The organism is Niallia taxi, assembly GCF_032818155.1.
Taxonomy (GTDB): Bacteria; Bacillota; Bacilli; order Bacillales; family Cytobacillaceae; genus Niallia; species Niallia taxi_A.
Map to the genome: position 1 here is coordinate 502096 of NZ_CP102590.1, position 15842 is coordinate 517937.

Genomic DNA, 15842 nt, shown 5'->3' on the forward strand with positions numbered 1-15842 from the left:
CTATTACGTTGTTAAGGCACAATCTAAATTACAAGAAGCCTGCTTGAGATGAAACAGATGGAACTGACTTTTTCAATAAATAAGAAGCAAACAAGCCTTCTGCTTCAACTGCATCAATCACTGGAATATTTAAGCTTTCTCTCAATTCTGCTGCAAGTCCGATTGTCGAAAAGCCTGTACATGCAAATACAATAGCTTCAGCACCGAGACTTATAAGATGCTCTGCTGCTTCAATTCCACTTTGTTTTCCTTGAGGTGTTAATAAATCCGTAGTATTTGTCACGCCATCAGGTCTTTTATAACCAACAAGCAACGAACTCAGTAAATCTTCCACTACTGCAGGAGCATTATTAGTAATGCCCATTACCCCAACTGGTTTACCTATAGATAAAGCGGTAAGTGCAGCAGCACTTCCTGCTCCGATTACTGGAATTGATACTGCTTTTCGAAGCTCTTCAATAGCTGGGTCTGCTGCACAGCTAATTACCAGCACCTTTGAGCCTTCTCTTTCTAGCTCTTTGCCCAATTCCACAATTTTGGGGATTGCATGTGCTTCTGTTTCTTCATTAAATATTCCAAGGGGTTGATCTTGTATACATTTGCTTACTGTAGGTATATTACTAGTACTTGTGATTACCTTTCCGTGTTGATTTAATATCTCTTTATTATCAGTCGTAAATACACGAATAACTCCTATCATGACAATCACCTCTTCATCTTGTTCTATTAATTGATTGAATATAAAGAATTATTATAATTTTAAGTATTTAATCAACCTTTTACAATGTTCCCAAAAACCAAAAATAAATAAAGCTCGTTGTGCTCTGAGCACAACGAGCTTTTTCAATTTGGATTTTTAAACAAATAATAAAAAATGCATAAATAGTAAACAAATTTCTCTCGAAAGCTTGCTATTTTAATGTTTGCGACCTTTTCTATCTTATCCATCCGGTATTTAACAGAATTGCGATGGATATACAAAAGGTTTGCAGTTTCCACTAAACTTCCATCTGTTGTCAAATAATAGAATAAAGTTTTAACTAGATCTGTATTATTTTCCTTATCATATTGACAAAGCTTGCCAATCTTCATTTCTACTACTTCATCCATATTTACATAATCAGAGGCATCAAGCAATAAATTAAATACTTCCATTTCTTCATATGTGAAGAGATGCTGTGTTAAATCTAAGCTGGAACCAAGTAGTATAGCTTTACGAGCTTGAATGAAGCTGTGCTGTACCTCCCATAGGGCTGCTTCTGTTCCAACACCAATCCTTATCTCTTTAAATTCAGTAAGAATCGGAGTAAATAATTCCTTCCACTTTTCCACAGTCCCATCTTTCGCTTGAAAAGAAAACAACAGCACTATTCTGTTTGCTTGCAAATGAATATGCATGCACGACTTTTTAAAATACAAAGCAAAATGCCGCTTTATCTCAGTCTCCATTTTCTGAAATAAAGCATGATTATCTTCCATTTCTGTTTTATTTTCCAAAACCATAATTCTCCACGAGATATCAGGGTTCAAGCCTAGTTGCCTTCCTTTGTTCATTACTTCTTGCTTGGTAAGCGGCAGTCCGGTTAACAGCTCCTCAATAAAACTGCCTCTGAGCTTTCTTTCTGTGTCAATCGCTGTTTTTCTTCGCATTAGTTCTAATGCAAATACTAATCTAGCCTGTTCAACACATACCATATCTAAGTCGTCAAGATTGTCTCTTTCAATATAAAGCTTCCCGACAATTTGTTTATCCACGGTAATTTCCCAGCACCTTATGTCAGCGAAAGCAGGGTTACTCTCTTCTTGCGGGGCAGACACAATCGTATTCCCTTTTCTGTCTAGCAGCCATATCGGCGATTTTAATAGTCCGGACACATTATCTGCTACAGTTTGTATCCCGCTGTTTTCTAGTACTAACGTTGTTAGTTTCTTGTATAATTCTTCTGACCTTCTCAGCAAGTAGGTTTGTTTATCAATTAACAGCTCCATAACAGCATTCGTAATATCAATATATGGTATCTCTGTTGGAAGCTCAATGATTGGCAGGTTGGAATCATTGCTTATCTGCAGCATCTCCTCTGGCAAATCCTGCAAATATCTTTCTCGTTTTATCGCTAATGCAGCAGCATCCGCTTGAGCTAAATGCTGCACTAAGTTTGATAGCAGCTTAGTATCGTGACGTATAGCATAAGCAGTAGTCAGCAAGAGCTCTCCCTCTCTTAACCAACCCTTTATATCAGGCACTTCCATAATGTCGAGATAACGAACCATTCTGTTTAAGCCCTTTTCACCGCTTATTACCTTCGCATCCTTTAAGACCGGCAGACGAAGCAACTCATTGATTGTTATTCCTACTGAGTTCATATATGTCACCTATTCTATTTATTGAATTTTAGAAATATTATAGCAGAAAACTATGTTTTATGTATAACCGGGTAAGTAATATATTCACTTCATTAATAGAGAGTATGGCTTGTAATTTGAGTCCGTTTCATTGCGCTGCACCCACTCGCTTTCCGCGGGGAGGAAGATGAGCCTCCTCGGCTTCGCCTGCGGGGTCTCATCCTTTCCTCTATTTCCCGCAGGAGTCGAGTGGCCTCCGCTCCATTCCACTAATATTTCCTGAATATTGAATCAAAACAAAAAACAGCAAAATAAAAAAGAACTATCAATCAAAATGATTAGATAGTTCGGTTTCAACATTCTACTTCTTAAAATACTTTCTTATACCACTCCGACGCTGCTTCTACTTCTGTTGGGGTAAGGGAATGTCCGCGGTTTTCCCAGTGGATTTCAACATTCGCATTTGCATTTTGCAATAATGATTCAAGCTCTCCAGATTCTAGCGGCGAGCAGATTGGATCATTTGTTCCTGCAGTTATGAATACAGATTTTCCTGCTAAGTCGGGCAGGTCTATTCCTCTTCTTGGAACCATCGGATGGTGAAGGATAGCGCCTTTTAATGCATCTTTGTTATGAAATAATAAGCTTGCGGCGATATTGGCTCCATTTGAGTAGCCAATCGCTACTATATTATGGCGGTCGAATTCATATTTTGCTGCTGCTTCATCTAAAAAGCTGTTCAGTTCACTTGTTCTAGCAACCAAATCCTCCTCATCAAAAATACCCTCTGCTAATCTGCGGAAAAATCTTGGCATACCGTTTTCCAATACATTGCCACGGACACTTAACACAGAAGCCTGATCATCGATTATGCCTGCAAGCGGCAGCAAATCTAATTCAGTTCCACCAGTACCATGTAGCAGCAATAATGTGGGTCTTTGAGAATCTGTTCCTTTATTAAATATATGTTTCATTATTTTTCTCCTCCAATTGAACGCACTTCTACTTTTGGTAATGCTTCTTCTAATTCTTCTCTTTTTGACTCCAACCAGTCTGGCAGCATAAGCTTATTTCCAAGCTCTTCTAAAGGCTCATCAGCAGTAAAGCCTGGCGGGTTTGTTGCTATTTCAAACAGGATGCCGCCTTCCTCGTGAAAATACAAGGCCTTAAAGTAATTGCGGTCACGTATCTCTGTTGGATAATAGCCTTTCTCCTGCAGCAATGCGCGCCATTTATGCAATTCTTCCTCATCTTCAGCTCTCCATGCTATATGATGGACAGTGCCTGCACCCATCAAGCCGCGATTGGATGGGTTAAGCTGAATATCAATGATATTTCCTAGGTCCCCTCTAGATCTGAAGCGGATAATTTCATCTTGTTGACCGACAAATTCCAATCCTAATATTTCTTCGAGCACTTCCTTTGTTTTATGTGGCCGCGCAGAATACAATACAGCTCCACCAAAGCCTTTTATTGCATGTTCTGCTGTTATTCCTGCTGTGCTCCATGTGTTTATAGGACCTTCTTTTCTTTCCACAAGCTCTAATTGCAGTCCATCTGGATCACTGAACTTGATTGTCTTCTCACCGAAACGCACGAATGATGTTAACTCTATTCCGTATTTTTTTAAACGACTTTCCCAAAATGTGGCTGAACCGATTGGAATAACATATTTAGTTATTCCGACTTGCCCTGTACCGACTCTTCCCTTCAGCTGCTTTTCCCACGGAAAAAAGGTAATGACAGTGCCAGGGTCTCCTGTTTCATTGCCGAAATATAAATGGTAAACCTCGGGGCGATCAAAATTAACCGTCTTTTTTATCAGCCTTAACCCAAGTACGCCTGCATAAAAATCAATATTGCGCTGTGCATCATTAACCATTGCTGTTATGTGGTGAATACCTAATGTTTTCGTCATTTCCTTTACCTTCTTTCCGTGTTTTGACCAGACATAATTTTTATAATTATCTCGAATTCGAGATATTATCCCAAAAAAATTTATTACTATTAATTAAAATATCTTGAATACAAGATAATAATAATCGATAAACTTATGAATGTCAATAAGAAAAAAGAAAAAGGAAGATTTCTTATTGTTGTTACACCAATAAGATCACTCCCTTAACGTTAATGGAATAATTTCAGCAATACTCATGAAGTAACCGCTGCGAAATCCCCAAACATCATCATTGCCAATAAAATGATAATTCAGCTTCTTTAATAACTCTTCTGTCTCTGCTTTTGATTCTGATAGGCTGAGCTTATATTCTTCAATTAACCGCTCATTCTCTCCCCTTATTTCGTAATTAGTGAATAATATAGTATAAGACACGCAAATTTCCCCCTGTAATATAAACAATAAGTTATTTTCTTTTACTGTGATTCCAATATAGCCTTGCAAAGTAAACTCAATATAAACATTGTGTAGGAAATAATTGATTTTCAGTTTACATTTCAACGCTAAAATCTTTTATGTCATAATAGTTATATGGAGGAGCTCAATTATGTTTAAAATATTAGTGGTTGAAGATGATGTGAATACAAGAAAGCTGATGTGTGCTGTATTAAAGCAGTACGGCTTCGATGCTTATGCTGCGGAGGATGGCATCTCTGCACTTCACTTTATGGAAAGTCAGCATGTTGATTTAGTGGTGCTTGATTTAATGATGCCAAATATGGACGGCTATGAATTAACAAGACAGCTCCGGTCCTCATGGGAGCATCTGCCTATTTTAATGGTTACAGCAAAGCAGGAACCAAACGATAAAAAACAAGGGTTTCTTGCTGGTACAGATGATTATATGACAAAGCCAGTCGATGAAGAGGAAATGGTACTGCGTATTAAAGCATTGCTTCGCAGAGCCCAAATAGCAAGTGAGCATAAACTGACAGTTGGTAAATCTGTCTTAGATTATGATGCTTTGACTGTTTCAAACAGAGATACTGTGATTGCATTGCCTCCAAAGGAGTTTTATCTTTTGTTTAAGCTGCTTTCCTATCCGAACATGATTTTTACACGTATGCAGCTGATGGACGAAATTTGGGGACTCGAATCAGAAACAAATGACCGCACATTAAATGTTCATATTAATCGGTTGCGGGACAGGTTTAAAGATTGGTCTGACTTTGACATTGTGACTGTCAGAGGTCTTGGCTACAAGGCTGTGAAAAGAGCATGAGGGAGTTCTTTAAAAAAAGGTTAAGCCTTGCTATAACATTAGTTATTTTTGTATTTTTTGTGTTTTTGGCAACATTTATTATTGCACTAGCTATTACTATCTTTTTAAACTATATAGGTTATGTAAAACATAGTGATATGACAAAAGCCCTTCCCTTCTTTGGTTTTGTCGGCTTTTGCATATTGCTTGGTACTTCACTGACGGCTTTTCTCAGTAAAAAAGCATTAAATCCGATACGAACCGTTATTGATGCTACACATAAGGTGGCAGATGGCGATTTTTCAGTAAAGGTTAATATAAAGGGCATTGGCGAATTGGAGGAGCTTTCACAAAGCTTTAATAAGATGACTTATGAACTTTCTAGTATTGAGACATTAAGAAGTGATTTCGTCAATAATTTCTCTCATGAATTTAAAACACCAATCGTTTCAATCCGGGGATTTGCTAAGCTCTTAAAGGAAAATAATTTGACAGAGGAAGAACGGCAAGAGTATCTACATATTATCATGACAGAATCAGAGCGTCTTGCTGCTCTATCTACAAATGTACTTGCATTATCAAAATATGAGCACTCAGAAATTATTTCGGATAAGATGCCGTTTAGGTTAGATGAACAAATTAGAAAAACAATTGTTCTGATGGAGCCAAAGTGGTCAGCAAAAGATATCACTGTAAATGTGGAATTGGACAATGTAACCTTCAGCGGCAATGAAGATTTAACACAACAAATATGGGTTAATTTAATTGATAATGCCATTAAATTTTCCCATAACGGCAGCGCAATTCATATTAGTCTTAGTAATAAGACTGATAAAATTGAATTTGCCATTCAAGATGACGGCATCGGGATGGACAGCCAGACAAAAGCTCGTCTTTTTGATAAATTTTATCAAGGAGATATCTCTCATGCAAAACAAGGAAACGGGTTAGGACTTTCCCTTGTCAAACGAATTGTCCAGCTATGCAGTGGGACCATTTATGTAGAAAGCGCAAAGGATGAAGGCAGTAAATTCACCATCATCCTTCCAAAATAAGATGAACGAAAGCCGATAATTGAGAAATCAATTATCGGCTTTTATCATTTTTGCGGCTGCAAATGTTTATCGTCAATCTTCTTATATATTTGTTCAACAGACTTTTGGTCATCTAAAATAATTTTCTTGTTCTCATTAACTAATTCTTTAAAGGTCTTTTTCCTCACAGCCTTTTCCCCCTAATATGTAAGTAATACTCACTTTCTAATTCACTAAGACTTAGCTCATATAACTGGACATTTTCTTTTTTATATATACCGATGCTTAACAGCTGATCTATTATAAACGCTCTTCTTACTTCTACTGCATTACTCCATATAGACAAAGGAATCATCTCCTCTAATTGATAATAATTTTCATTCTCATTAATATCTTACTGGATAGAATGGAAAAATTCAACTTTTTCACGATGGATTTGGCAAATACCATTAATTTTACTTTTCACAAATACAGCTGTAGAGCAGCAGATAAAGAACTCTATTTATTTTCGAAACCAATAAAAGATTCAGGAATCGCATAAAACTACTTCATGTAAAGGTTGGAGTGCTTCTATTTATTATCATGTGGAACTAGCCTCCTGAGAAAAAAAGTCGTTTATCCCCCCTTTTCCCCGCTATTTTTACTTTTATTAATTACTATAATGCTAATTTGTTAAACTTCTCACAAATTTAATTTATAATATACCTATAATAACTAATAATAAAAGAACGAAGAGATTTATAATTTGTCTTGAAGGAGATTTATGAATGAACGATCAGCATCAATTAGGTCCTAAAGTTGAAAGAAGCTTTGAGCTTATAGGGAAAAGATGGACGGGCTTAATTATTTATGTTTTGTTAAGCGGACCAAAGCGCTTTAGTGAGATACACAAAATCATTCCTGATTTAAGCAAACGAATGCTTACTGAACGAATGAAAGAGTTAGAAGATCACGGGATCGTAATCCGGCATATAGTCAAAGAAAGACCCGTTCGCGCCGAATACTTATTGACGGAAAAAGGAATGGAATTAGGAAAAATACTTGGTCCGCTAAGCCAATGGGGTGAAAGCTGGATGAGTGACTAGTTTAATTTTCTACTACACGTTAAGTAACCGTACCTAAAAGACGACAAAGGAGCTAATAATGGCTAATATACTATATATCACAGCAAACCCCTATGATGAAACAACATCATATAGTATGGCAGTGGGACGAGAATTTATTGAGGCATATAAAAAACTAAATCCCGAGGATAATATTGTTCATCTTGACTTGTATGAGGCAGAAATACCTTATTTAGATAGAGATGTATTTAACGGCTGGGAAAAGCTTAAAGCAGGCACCCCTTTCGAGAAGCTGTCGCATTCTGAAAGATTAAAAACAGGACGGCTTGCAGAATTAGGAGGACAGTTCTTATTGGCAGACAAATATGTATTTGTAAATCCTATGTGGAACTTCTCGATTCCTGCTGTCATGAAGACATATATTGATGCCGTGACTGTCTCTGGAAAAACATTCAAATACACAAAGGAAGGTTCCGTTGGGCTATTAAAAGGGAAAAAAGCCTTCCATATTCAATCAAGCGGTGATATTTATTCATATGGTCCTGAAGCTAAAAATGAAATGAGCAATCGATATTTAGAGGTTATGATGAATTTCTTCGAGGTGTCTTCATTTGAAAGTATTATTATTGAAGGCCAACAAAGATTTCCAGAAAAAGCGGAGGATATTAAAGCAAAGGCACTTTTCCAAGCACATGAGGCCGCTGCTAAATTTTAATAAGCATAATAAAAGGCCAGACATCAAATATCTGGCCTTCCTTTATTTTTTATTTTTGACTTGCTGCGACTGCTGCGCGAATGCCAAGCAAGTAGCTTTCCTCACCGAATCCAGAAATTTGACCTGTTGCAATGTCTGCAAACACGGATGTATGACGGAATTCTTCTCGTGAATGAATGTTAGACATATGAATTTCCACTACAGGTACAGTCAAAATAGCTAATGCATCTCTAATCGCATAGCTGTAATGTGTCCATGCTCCTGCGTTTAAGACTACACCATCTATGCCATTTAGGAATGCTTCGTGAATCTTTTCGACCATTTCCCCTTCATGGTTTGTTTGATATGCTTCCACTTCGATCTGCAGTTCGTTTGCTAAAGCTTGAATATTGCTGTTAATTTCTTCTAAAGTAATTGTGCCATATTGCTTCGGATCACGTTTACCGAACATATTATGATTGACGCCATGTAACATAAGGAATTTTTTGCTCATTGCTTCTCTCTCCCATCTTAATATTTTATTGATTGTCGCCGAATAATATTTCCTTAACTTGCTCAACAGGCATATCAACACCTGTAAACAGCTTAAATCCTAAAGCTCCTTGCCATAACATCATTCCTAAACCGTTAATAGCTGTTGCACCAGCCTCTTCTGCCTGTGCCAACAATTTAGATTTTTGCGGGTTGTAAACAACATCTGTTACGACTAAGTCCTTACGAAGCACATCCAACGCATCGTCAATAATACTTAAATGATCGAGCGGCTTCATGCCAAGGCTTGTACCATTAGCAAGTATTGCACTTTCTGCTACTTCACGACGGAATGCTTCTTTATCTTCTAGTGGAAACAGATTAGCTTTTACACCGAATTGCTTCATTTCCTTATTAATATAATCTACGTTTTCCTCAGCTTGAACGAAGAACGCATCATTACGAGCGAAAATGCTGATTTCTTTTATACCTGATTGCACTAACTGGATTGCGATTGGTGTCGCAGCACCGCCAGATCCAACGAGTGTTACTTTTTTGCCTTCAAGTGTTACTCCATGTTCCAATAAATTCTTCACATATCCTTGTCCATCTGTATTGTAGCCTATTAATTTGCCGTCACGGTTCACTACTGTATTGCTGGCACGAGCATATTTTGCAGAATCATCTAGTTCATCCAAGTACTCTAACACCTTCATTTTATTAGGCATAGAAACATTGAAGCCTGCCGCTCCTGCTGCTTTTAAGCCTTTAACTGTTGCTTCTAACTCATCATTGCCAACTTCGAATGCAAGATAAGCATAGTTTAGATCTGTTAAAGTGTATGCAAGATTATGCATGCGTGGTGACAAACTATGACCGATTGGTGTTGCAAGCAATCCTACTAATTTTGTTTTTCCATCGATATTTTTTTCATGTACGTTAGACATATAAGCAATCTCCCTTATTTCATAAATTTGTATTTTTATAATTAACTATTAAGCAAATATTTTTTTAAATCTGCTTAATACATATACAGCAAGAAGAACACTGATTACGGCGATAACCATATCAAATACTAAAGTCATTGATATGCCAGCAGAACCTACTAAACTACTTGTAATTATTGGAACAAGTATAAAGGATGCACTTGAAGCAATATTTACATATGAGGATGCAGTTGCTTTGTTTTTTGGGAACAGCTTCATCATAATACTTAATGCTAATTGCAGAATTCCTGATGTAAACAGACCCATTAAGAATGTACAAACCAGAACAATTCCATAAGAATTCACCATGAACAGAACAAGCATGGAGATAAATGCGCCGATTGGATAAACAATCGCCACCATAATTGGTGAGATGAATTTGTCTAATACAACAGCTAGTAACAATACAGATACAAGTGCACCAATACTGAAGTAAGAAAGCAATTGCACCGCTTGACTTGAATCAAGACCAATAAATTGTTTACCTAGCTGCGGCAGCCATGTTTGCCATACTACGAATAGTGCTGTTGATGTAAATCCTAGTAAAATAACGGCAATCCCTTCCCCTGCAAACTTTGGCTGAGCCTTAAACACAGTTTCAGCGACACCGTCTGCTTTTGTTACATTTTTATGGTTTGGGAAAGGCATAAATATTAAGTAAATGCCAGTTAGTAAATATAAAACGCCAAGTCCAAAGAATGTCCAGCCCCAGAAAATATGATTAGCTACTAGGATTGCCATAATAAATGGCAGCAATGTTGCACCGATTGATACCGATGCTTTCACTAATACAGAAGCAGAGCTTGCTTTTTTCGGGAATGACTCGGTTAAGGCTGGATATGTTCCAGAGTCAAGCAGCGAATTGGCAATACCAGCTGATATCGCAAAGATAAATGCTACGACATAATTAGTTGTCGTTGGGACACCAATTAAAAAGACAAGATAAAGGAAGTTAGCTGTTATAATAACTGGCTTTCTCCCTAATTTGTCGGAAAGACGCCCGACAAAAAACAAAGCAATCAATTTCCCAATTCCGATCGCTGATACGAGCAGACTTATTTGTCCAACAGTAACTGCGTATCGTTCTGAAAGATTATCCATATTGGAGGCGATGATAATATTGATCATGCCGAGCATGAAGTAATTCATATACATTCCAAATGATGACTTAATATAAGGATTTTTCATTTTTACACTCCTAAATACAAAAGCTTATTTTCTGATAAGTAATTATTTCTTTAAAATTAAATCGCTTCGCTTATTCCTTTGAGTTACTGATATAAACAAAGCAAGAATCGTGCTTATAAAGGCAATAACCAGGTCTAGCATAAATACGGAGGAAACGCCGATATACTTGATAAACAGTCCTGTAATGAAAGGGATTACAATAAAAGCGATACTGGCAGCCGCACTTACATACGAAACACTTACTCCCTTTTTATGAGGAAACAGTTCTATCATGACAGTAACGGTTAATTGAAATATCCCTGACATAAATAACCCAAGACAAAAGGAAATAATAGGAAGCAACGTCGGATTATCATTAATGATTAACAGCAATAATGCAAGGAACGCAAAAGCTGGCAGGATCACTATGGCCGTTATTGGTTTTATCGTTCTTTTTAATAAGACTGCCAGCAATAAAATCGAGATAAGCCCGCCTGTACTGTAAAAGCTAAGCAATCCAATTGATTTCAGCTTGTCTAAATGAAGAACCTCTTGTCCATATGTTGGCAGCCAAGTTTGTACGACCGTAAATAAGGAGACAGAGCTAAAGCCTAATAATATAAGGGCAGCACCTTCTCTCCAAAGCTTCGGTCCAGTCGAAGCTGCAGTCTCTGAAATGATGACGTCTTGTGATGCCTTTTCTTCCTTAAACTTTGGAAAGCTGACCTTCATTAAAAACAACCCATTGAATAGAAACAGCAATGCTGGAACAAAAAATACTAGTCCATAAAATAGTTTTTCTACAACAAAAAAATTAATCATCATTGGAAGCAAGGATGCACCAAAGGATATAAAGGCCTTTAAAAGTACTGTTGCTGTTCCAGAAGCTTCATCAAATGCTTCATTAAGTGCAGGGTATGTCCCTGAATCGAGTAAGGAATTACAGATACCTGCAATAAATGCCAATCCCATTGCAATTTGGTAATGTGATGTCAGCGGAATTCCGATTAAGAAAACCATATACAGTATGGTTGCTGCCACAACTAATGGTTTTCTGCCGTAACGATCAGAAAATCGTCCTGCAATATTAATTGATAGTAAGTGCCCTACCCCTACGACAGAAATCAATAAGCTAATATCGGTTTTTTCTACATTCAGTTGCTCAGATAAAAAACTCATATTTGAAGCTAAGATAATATTAATCATTCCTAGCAAGAAATAACTCATATATAAACCTAGCGCCATGTTTAAATATTTATGTTTCATGGAATGCTCCTAATTTTCAAGGCTTAAACGCTAACACCATTACTATTTGTTTTCAACTTGTTTTTATGCACAAACCAAGGTTTTACAAGCTGACTTATTTTTAGATTTTTATCCAATTTAGTACATCGTTCTACTAAAAAATCATAGGATATACAACCTTCTCTCATAATAATATAACTAATCAACACCTTTCCTTCAGTATATCGTTCTACTAAATTCTAAAAAAATATATCTCCCCATCTATTAAGTTAAACTTTTTAGTACATCGTTCTACTAAAAATATTTAATTATAGATAATGAAGAATCTATCCAAAATAAATTAGTTATTTTTAGTAACCTCGGTTACTTTACGTACCTATAATAATCCTAAATTTACTTAGAGTCAAGAATTAAATTTCATATTAACAAGATGATAAACTGACAAAATGGGGAAAACATGCATTAGACGGGGAGATAGAAGATAACAAAGCATAAAAAAAATCTTTATATGAAGATTTTCGCTTTATTATCTCCAGCTTTAAATTATGTTGAGGTTTCTCTTATTACTAGCTCTGGATTTAAGATGATTCTTTGTTGGATGGAGTCATCTTGGTCCAATTTATTATACAAAATCGTCGCTGCCTTAATACCTATCGTTCTTGGGAAAGACGAGACCGTTGTTAATGGCGGATGATATATTTCTGCTTCAGGAATATTGTCAAAGCCTACAATATCTATGTCTTGTCCAGGTATTATTCCCTGCATGCTTAAACCTTGCAGAACACCAAATGCCACAAGATCACTGAAACAAAAAATAGCTGTTGGAGGATTGGGGTTTTTAAGCACCTCCAAAACTGTTTGAACACCACCTTCACTTGTTGGCAAGCCATCAATAACAAGTGATTTATCCACCGATACTTCAGCATTATCATGGGCTTCTTGAAATCCCTTCATACGGTCCTTCCATGTAGAGGACATCTTTATGCCGCCAAGAAAGGCAATTCTTGTATGTCCTTTTTTTAACAAATGACTTACAGCAAGGTAAGTACCTTTTATGTAATCAATTCCTACATAATCACAATTCACATGCTCCACTTCTCTGTTTGCGAGCACGACAGGCAGTTCAAGGTGATTCAATTGACTTATTGTACTTTTATTGGTTTTTGAAGCAGCATTTATAATCAATCCGTCAACTCTATGCTCGACCATCGTTGAAATTAATCGCTCCTGTTTCGAGACAGAATCGAAAGTTGTTCCCAATAATACGGTATAATCCATTTTCTCAAGTGTTTGTTGAACACCTATTAAAAACTCCGAGATAAATTTATTGGAGATATCCGTCACAATGACTCCAATAATTTTTGAGCTTTGTGACCTTAATTTAGCCGCAACTCGGTCGTATACATATCCCAGCTCTTCAATGGAATTTAATACCTTTTTCTTCGTTGCATCTGAAATCCGGGGATGATTGCGAATAACTAAAGAAGCCGTCGAAGTCGAAACACCGGCATGCTTAGCAACATCTTGAAGCGTAATCCTCCGTTTTTTTTGTTTCAAAAAAATCACCATCTTATTCTTTTTAAGTTATCTACTATTATAATCGATTATCCAACATTTGCGTCATTTGTTGTATCAATTTGACTATTTTAAACTTCAATCAGCATTTTTACATCATTTTCCACCTCGACAAAAAAACAAGCCGAAATCTAATTCCGGCTTGTCTCCTTATATTTCCTCATTTTTCAATCTGTTGATTAGCTCTTCCATCCAACGTATTGTATGGTCAGTTCTTGTTGAATAATACCCGCTTATAAAATTAATCAGCTTTTCCTTATCTGGGTAAAACTCCACTTTATCAAATGTCTTCACTTGCTCCCACCGTGCAGTAAAGCTTTCCAGCTTTTTTTCAAGTATATCTATGATTTTGTTGCGGTCAACATAATCCAAGTTAGATAAACCTACGAGCATATCTGTGATAGCATCAGCATTCTCAAACAGCTTATATATTTTCTTCGGCAATTCTTGCCTTCCTTTTTCAGTAATGCCAAATACTTGTTTATCTGGTCTGTGTTCTTCTTTTATTATTTCAACAATTTCGATCAAACCTTGCTTTACTAGTGAATCAAAGTGATAGTAAAGCTTGCTTTCTGTTAAACCAACAAGCTGATCAAGTGGAATTGGCTCTGAAAGCTGTTTTTTAATTTTATAAGGATAATTATTTTCCTCCATCAGCCTGCTTAAGATGAAGATTTGAATTTGAGTGGACATAACGATTGTACTCCTTCACAGAGAATTATCCTTATTCTAGCAAAATTAAGCAGTAATTTCAGCACCATTCTTAACATTTACCTCTGCTTCTTGGTCTTCCACTGGCACATGCTTGTGAACAAATGTAACGATGACGATATTAATCAACATCGCAGCAGCACCAATTGCGACCATTGACCAAATATATGGACTTGGGCTGATGCCTCCATACATGTTTGCAAAGTAAGCTTGAACAGAGTAATACATTGGTGAAATATGACTCATCCATTCATATGGCAAGTACATCATATCTCTTGGAATTGTTGCACCATTCGCTAATGTTTGGAATAAAAGAATTGGCAGGTTCAATATCATGCCGCCTTCTCCCACTAAGAAAAGCAAAATTGCTGTAAAGTTAAAGCTAACTAGGTAGTTCAGAATTTGCTGGCCAAGAATTCCAAAGAATAATTCACCGCTTGGCTGGTTCACTAAATAAGTAATACCTAAAGCAATCAAAGATGATGTTACGGCAATCAATAATGCTGTTGATTGTACATAAAGAAATAGTTTTGTTTTGCTTGCTTTACCGCGGCTAGCTTTAAATGCAGCTACTAGTTGCATTGCACCAATCATCGCACCAACATAACCTGCCATTGTTAAAAACATCGGCAGCATATTATTATTCATGCCATCTGGAATTTCATTAATGGATACGACATTTCCTGTGTAGGCTGTCTCAATTTTTTTCGCTAATTCTGCAGCTTGATCTTCGGGCACATTAAAGTTCATTAACACACCTTGTGCTGTTTGCTGGGAGAACTGTGTACTCAGTTGATTGTTTATTTGTGTGACAACTGAATTCATTGTTGAGGAAACAGTAGTTGCACCTGCTTCATTAATGGTGAAATCAATACTTGATGAAACCTCTCCTTTTTGCATATCTGCAGAGAATGTTTCTGGAATATGAACAACTAACGCTAAATCGTTTTTATCTAAATCTTTTAACGCTTGGCTGTTGGACAGGTCTGTTTGGATATTTTTAAAAGGCAAGTTCTCCTCTAACTGACTCGCAATCTGTGCACCATATTCCCCTTTATCATCGTTGACAAAGGCAATTGGAAATTTATCTACATTTCCTGGAATTGCAGAGTAACCTGGCAAGAAGATGCCGAGCATAGCAATAGCATAAAAAATCCCCATAAAGATGGCAGCAATTGCACCTCTTGTTTTTAAGAACTGTTTAAACTTCATGTTTTTTACATCCCCTTAATAAAATTAAAGTACTCAAATTAAAGTACTTTTTATAAAGTATTTCACTATTTTATTTTATAATTTATGTCCTGTCAACTAATAAATTCTCTTCAGTCCATCAATAAAAAGAGGCTAAAAGTTTCTTTTAGCCTCTGGAATAG

Annotated in this window: 18 protein-coding genes; 4 read left to right on the forward strand and 14 right to left on the reverse strand. The window is 36.6% G+C overall.

Annotation, left to right across the window (positions count from 1 at the left end):
• Positions 1-28: 28 nt before the first annotated feature.
• The 5 genes from NQZ71_RS21580 to NQZ71_RS21600 all read right to left on the reverse strand — a co-directional run bounded on the left by NQZ71_RS21580 (position 29) and on the right by NQZ71_RS21600 (position 4675).
• Positions 29-700 (reverse strand): aspartate/glutamate racemase family protein, encoded by a 672-nt coding sequence (locus tag NQZ71_RS21580; RefSeq protein WP_317012396.1) that lies wholly within the window; start codon positions 698-700, stop codon positions 29-31.
• 143 nt (positions 701-843) lie between these two features.
• Complete coding sequence (locus tag NQZ71_RS21585; RefSeq protein ID WP_317012397.1) at positions 844-2364, reverse strand: PucR family transcriptional regulator; 1521 nt, start codon at positions 2362-2364, stop codon at positions 844-846.
• Between the two features lie 347 nt (positions 2365-2711).
• The gene (locus tag NQZ71_RS21590) at positions 2712-3320 is read right to left on the reverse strand and encodes an alpha/beta hydrolase (RefSeq protein ID WP_186304005.1); all 609 of its coding nucleotides are present in this window, start codon (positions 3318-3320) and stop codon (positions 2712-2714) included.
• Complete coding sequence (locus NQZ71_RS21595) at positions 3317-4261, reverse strand: ring-cleaving dioxygenase (protein WP_317012398.1); 945 nt, start codon at positions 4259-4261, stop codon at positions 3317-3319. Before NQZ71_RS21595 ends, NQZ71_RS21590 begins: the two co-directional genes overlap by 4 nt.
• A gap of 195 nt (positions 4262-4456) precedes the next feature.
• Entirely contained in the window at positions 4457-4675 is a 219-nt protein-coding gene (locus NQZ71_RS21600; protein ID WP_317012399.1) for a hypothetical protein, read from the reverse strand.
• A 172-nt stretch (positions 4676-4847) separates the two neighbouring features.
• Here NQZ71_RS21600 and NQZ71_RS21605 point away from each other — a divergent pair, with 172 nt between their 5' ends.
• Complete coding sequence (locus NQZ71_RS21605) at positions 4848-5522, forward strand: response regulator transcription factor (protein WP_144454339.1); 675 nt, start codon at positions 4848-4850, stop codon at positions 5520-5522.
• A complete protein-coding gene (locus NQZ71_RS21610) occupies positions 5519-6556 on the forward strand; it encodes a HAMP domain-containing sensor histidine kinase (protein ID WP_317012400.1) in 1038 nt (345 codons plus the stop codon). The genes NQZ71_RS21605 and NQZ71_RS21610 overlap by 4 nt, the downstream gene beginning before the upstream one ends.
• Before the next feature lie 44 nt (positions 6557-6600).
• Here NQZ71_RS21610 and NQZ71_RS21615 read toward each other — a convergent pair whose 3' ends face one another.
• Together NQZ71_RS21615 and fbpA are read right to left on the reverse strand one after the other, a co-directional pair.
• Positions 6601-6723, reverse strand: coding sequence for an FbpB family small basic protein (locus NQZ71_RS21615; RefSeq protein ID WP_144454337.1), 123 nt, complete (start codon positions 6721-6723; stop codon positions 6601-6603).
• Complete coding sequence (fbpA, locus tag NQZ71_RS21620; RefSeq protein ID WP_394374152.1) at positions 6720-6881, reverse strand: Fur-regulated basic protein FbpA; 162 nt, start codon at positions 6879-6881, stop codon at positions 6720-6722. Before fbpA ends, NQZ71_RS21615 begins: the two co-directional genes overlap by 4 nt.
• A gap of 421 nt (positions 6882-7302) precedes the next feature.
• Between fbpA and NQZ71_RS21625 the strand changes: the two genes are divergently transcribed.
• Positions 7303-7620 (forward strand): winged helix-turn-helix transcriptional regulator, encoded by a 318-nt coding sequence (locus NQZ71_RS21625; protein WP_275008990.1) that lies wholly within the window; start codon positions 7303-7305, stop codon positions 7618-7620.
• Between the two features lie 58 nt (positions 7621-7678).
• Complete coding sequence (locus NQZ71_RS21630) at positions 7679-8314, forward strand: FMN-dependent NADH-azoreductase (protein WP_275008989.1); 636 nt, start codon at positions 7679-7681, stop codon at positions 8312-8314.
• 49 nt (positions 8315-8363) lie between these two features.
• On the opposite strand, the gene aroQ is transcribed toward NQZ71_RS21630, so the two are convergent.
• The 7 genes from aroQ to NQZ71_RS21665 form a co-directional block, all read right to left on the reverse strand.
• Positions 8364-8807 carry a type II 3-dehydroquinate dehydratase gene (gene aroQ / locus NQZ71_RS21635; RefSeq protein ID WP_127739635.1) on the reverse strand — a complete coding sequence of 148 codons (444 nt, stop codon included), beginning with the start codon at positions 8805-8807 and terminating at the stop codon, positions 8364-8366.
• A 25-nt stretch (positions 8808-8832) separates the two neighbouring features.
• Positions 8833-9732, reverse strand: coding sequence for a quinate/shikimate dehydrogenase (locus NQZ71_RS21640; RefSeq protein ID WP_275008987.1), 900 nt, complete (start codon positions 9730-9732; stop codon positions 8833-8835).
• Positions 9733-9780: 48 nt separating this feature from the next.
• Complete coding sequence (locus NQZ71_RS21645; protein WP_144454333.1) at positions 9781-10959, reverse strand: MFS transporter; 1179 nt, start codon at positions 10957-10959, stop codon at positions 9781-9783.
• Between the two features lie 42 nt (positions 10960-11001).
• Positions 11002-12204, reverse strand: a complete 1203-nt coding sequence (locus NQZ71_RS21650; protein ID WP_275008986.1) for an MFS transporter — start codon at positions 12202-12204, stop codon at positions 11002-11004.
• 522 nt (positions 12205-12726) lie between these two features.
• Positions 12727-13752, reverse strand: coding sequence for a LacI family DNA-binding transcriptional regulator (locus NQZ71_RS21655; RefSeq protein WP_394374153.1), 1026 nt, complete (start codon positions 13750-13752; stop codon positions 12727-12729).
• 156 nt (positions 13753-13908) lie between these two features.
• Positions 13909-14451, reverse strand: a complete 543-nt coding sequence (locus tag NQZ71_RS21660) for a PadR family transcriptional regulator (RefSeq protein WP_144454330.1) — start codon at positions 14449-14451, stop codon at positions 13909-13911.
• Positions 14452-14496: 45 nt separating this feature from the next.
• Positions 14497-15681 (reverse strand): YhgE/Pip domain-containing protein, encoded by a 1185-nt coding sequence (locus NQZ71_RS21665; RefSeq protein WP_317012403.1) that lies wholly within the window; start codon positions 15679-15681, stop codon positions 14497-14499.
• Between the last annotated feature and the right edge of the window lie 161 nt (positions 15682-15842).

What these genes read in the sequence shown, in the direction of transcription:
- NQZ71_RS21630 (WP_275008989.1), top strand. Translation starts at nt 7,679, where the DNA reads ATGGCTAATATACTATATATCACAGCAAACCCCTATGATGAAACAACA.
- NQZ71_RS21585 (WP_317012397.1), bottom strand. Translation starts at nt 2,364, where the DNA reads ATGAACTCAGTAGGAATAACAATCAATGAGTTGCTTCGTCTGCCGGTC.
- NQZ71_RS21625 (WP_275008990.1), top strand. Translation starts at nt 7,303, where the DNA reads ATGAACGATCAGCATCAATTAGGTCCTAAAGTTGAAAGAAGCTTTGAG.
- NQZ71_RS21640 (WP_275008987.1), bottom strand. Translation starts at nt 9,732, where the DNA reads ATGTCTAACGTACATGAAAAAAATATCGATGGAAAAACAAAATTAGTA.
- NQZ71_RS21660 (WP_144454330.1), bottom strand. Translation starts at nt 14,451, where the DNA reads ATGTCCACTCAAATTCAAATCTTCATCTTAAGCAGGCTGATGGAGGAA.
- NQZ71_RS21580 (WP_317012396.1), bottom strand. Translation starts at nt 700, where the DNA reads ATGATAGGAGTTATTCGTGTATTTACGACTGATAATAAAGAGATATTA.
- aroQ (WP_127739635.1), bottom strand. Translation starts at nt 8,807, where the DNA reads ATGAGCAAAAAATTCCTTATGTTACATGGCGTCAATCATAATATGTTC.
- NQZ71_RS21645 (WP_144454333.1), bottom strand. Translation starts at nt 10,959, where the DNA reads ATGAAAAATCCTTATATTAAGTCATCATTTGGAATGTATATGAATTAC.
- NQZ71_RS21655 (WP_394374153.1), bottom strand. Translation starts at nt 13,752, where the DNA reads ATGGTGATTTTTTTGAAACAAAAAAAACGGAGGATTACGCTTCAAGAT.
- NQZ71_RS21610 (WP_317012400.1), top strand. Translation starts at nt 5,519, where the DNA reads ATGAGGGAGTTCTTTAAAAAAAGGTTAAGCCTTGCTATAACATTAGTT.
- NQZ71_RS21605 (WP_144454339.1), top strand. Translation starts at nt 4,848, where the DNA reads ATGTTTAAAATATTAGTGGTTGAAGATGATGTGAATACAAGAAAGCTG.
- NQZ71_RS21650 (WP_275008986.1), bottom strand. Translation starts at nt 12,204, where the DNA reads ATGAAACATAAATATTTAAACATGGCGCTAGGTTTATATATGAGTTAT.
- NQZ71_RS21595 (WP_317012398.1), bottom strand. Translation starts at nt 4,261, where the DNA reads ATGACGAAAACATTAGGTATTCACCACATAACAGCAATGGTTAATGAT.
- NQZ71_RS21665 (WP_317012403.1), bottom strand. Translation starts at nt 15,681, where the DNA reads ATGAAGTTTAAACAGTTCTTAAAAACAAGAGGTGCAATTGCTGCCATC.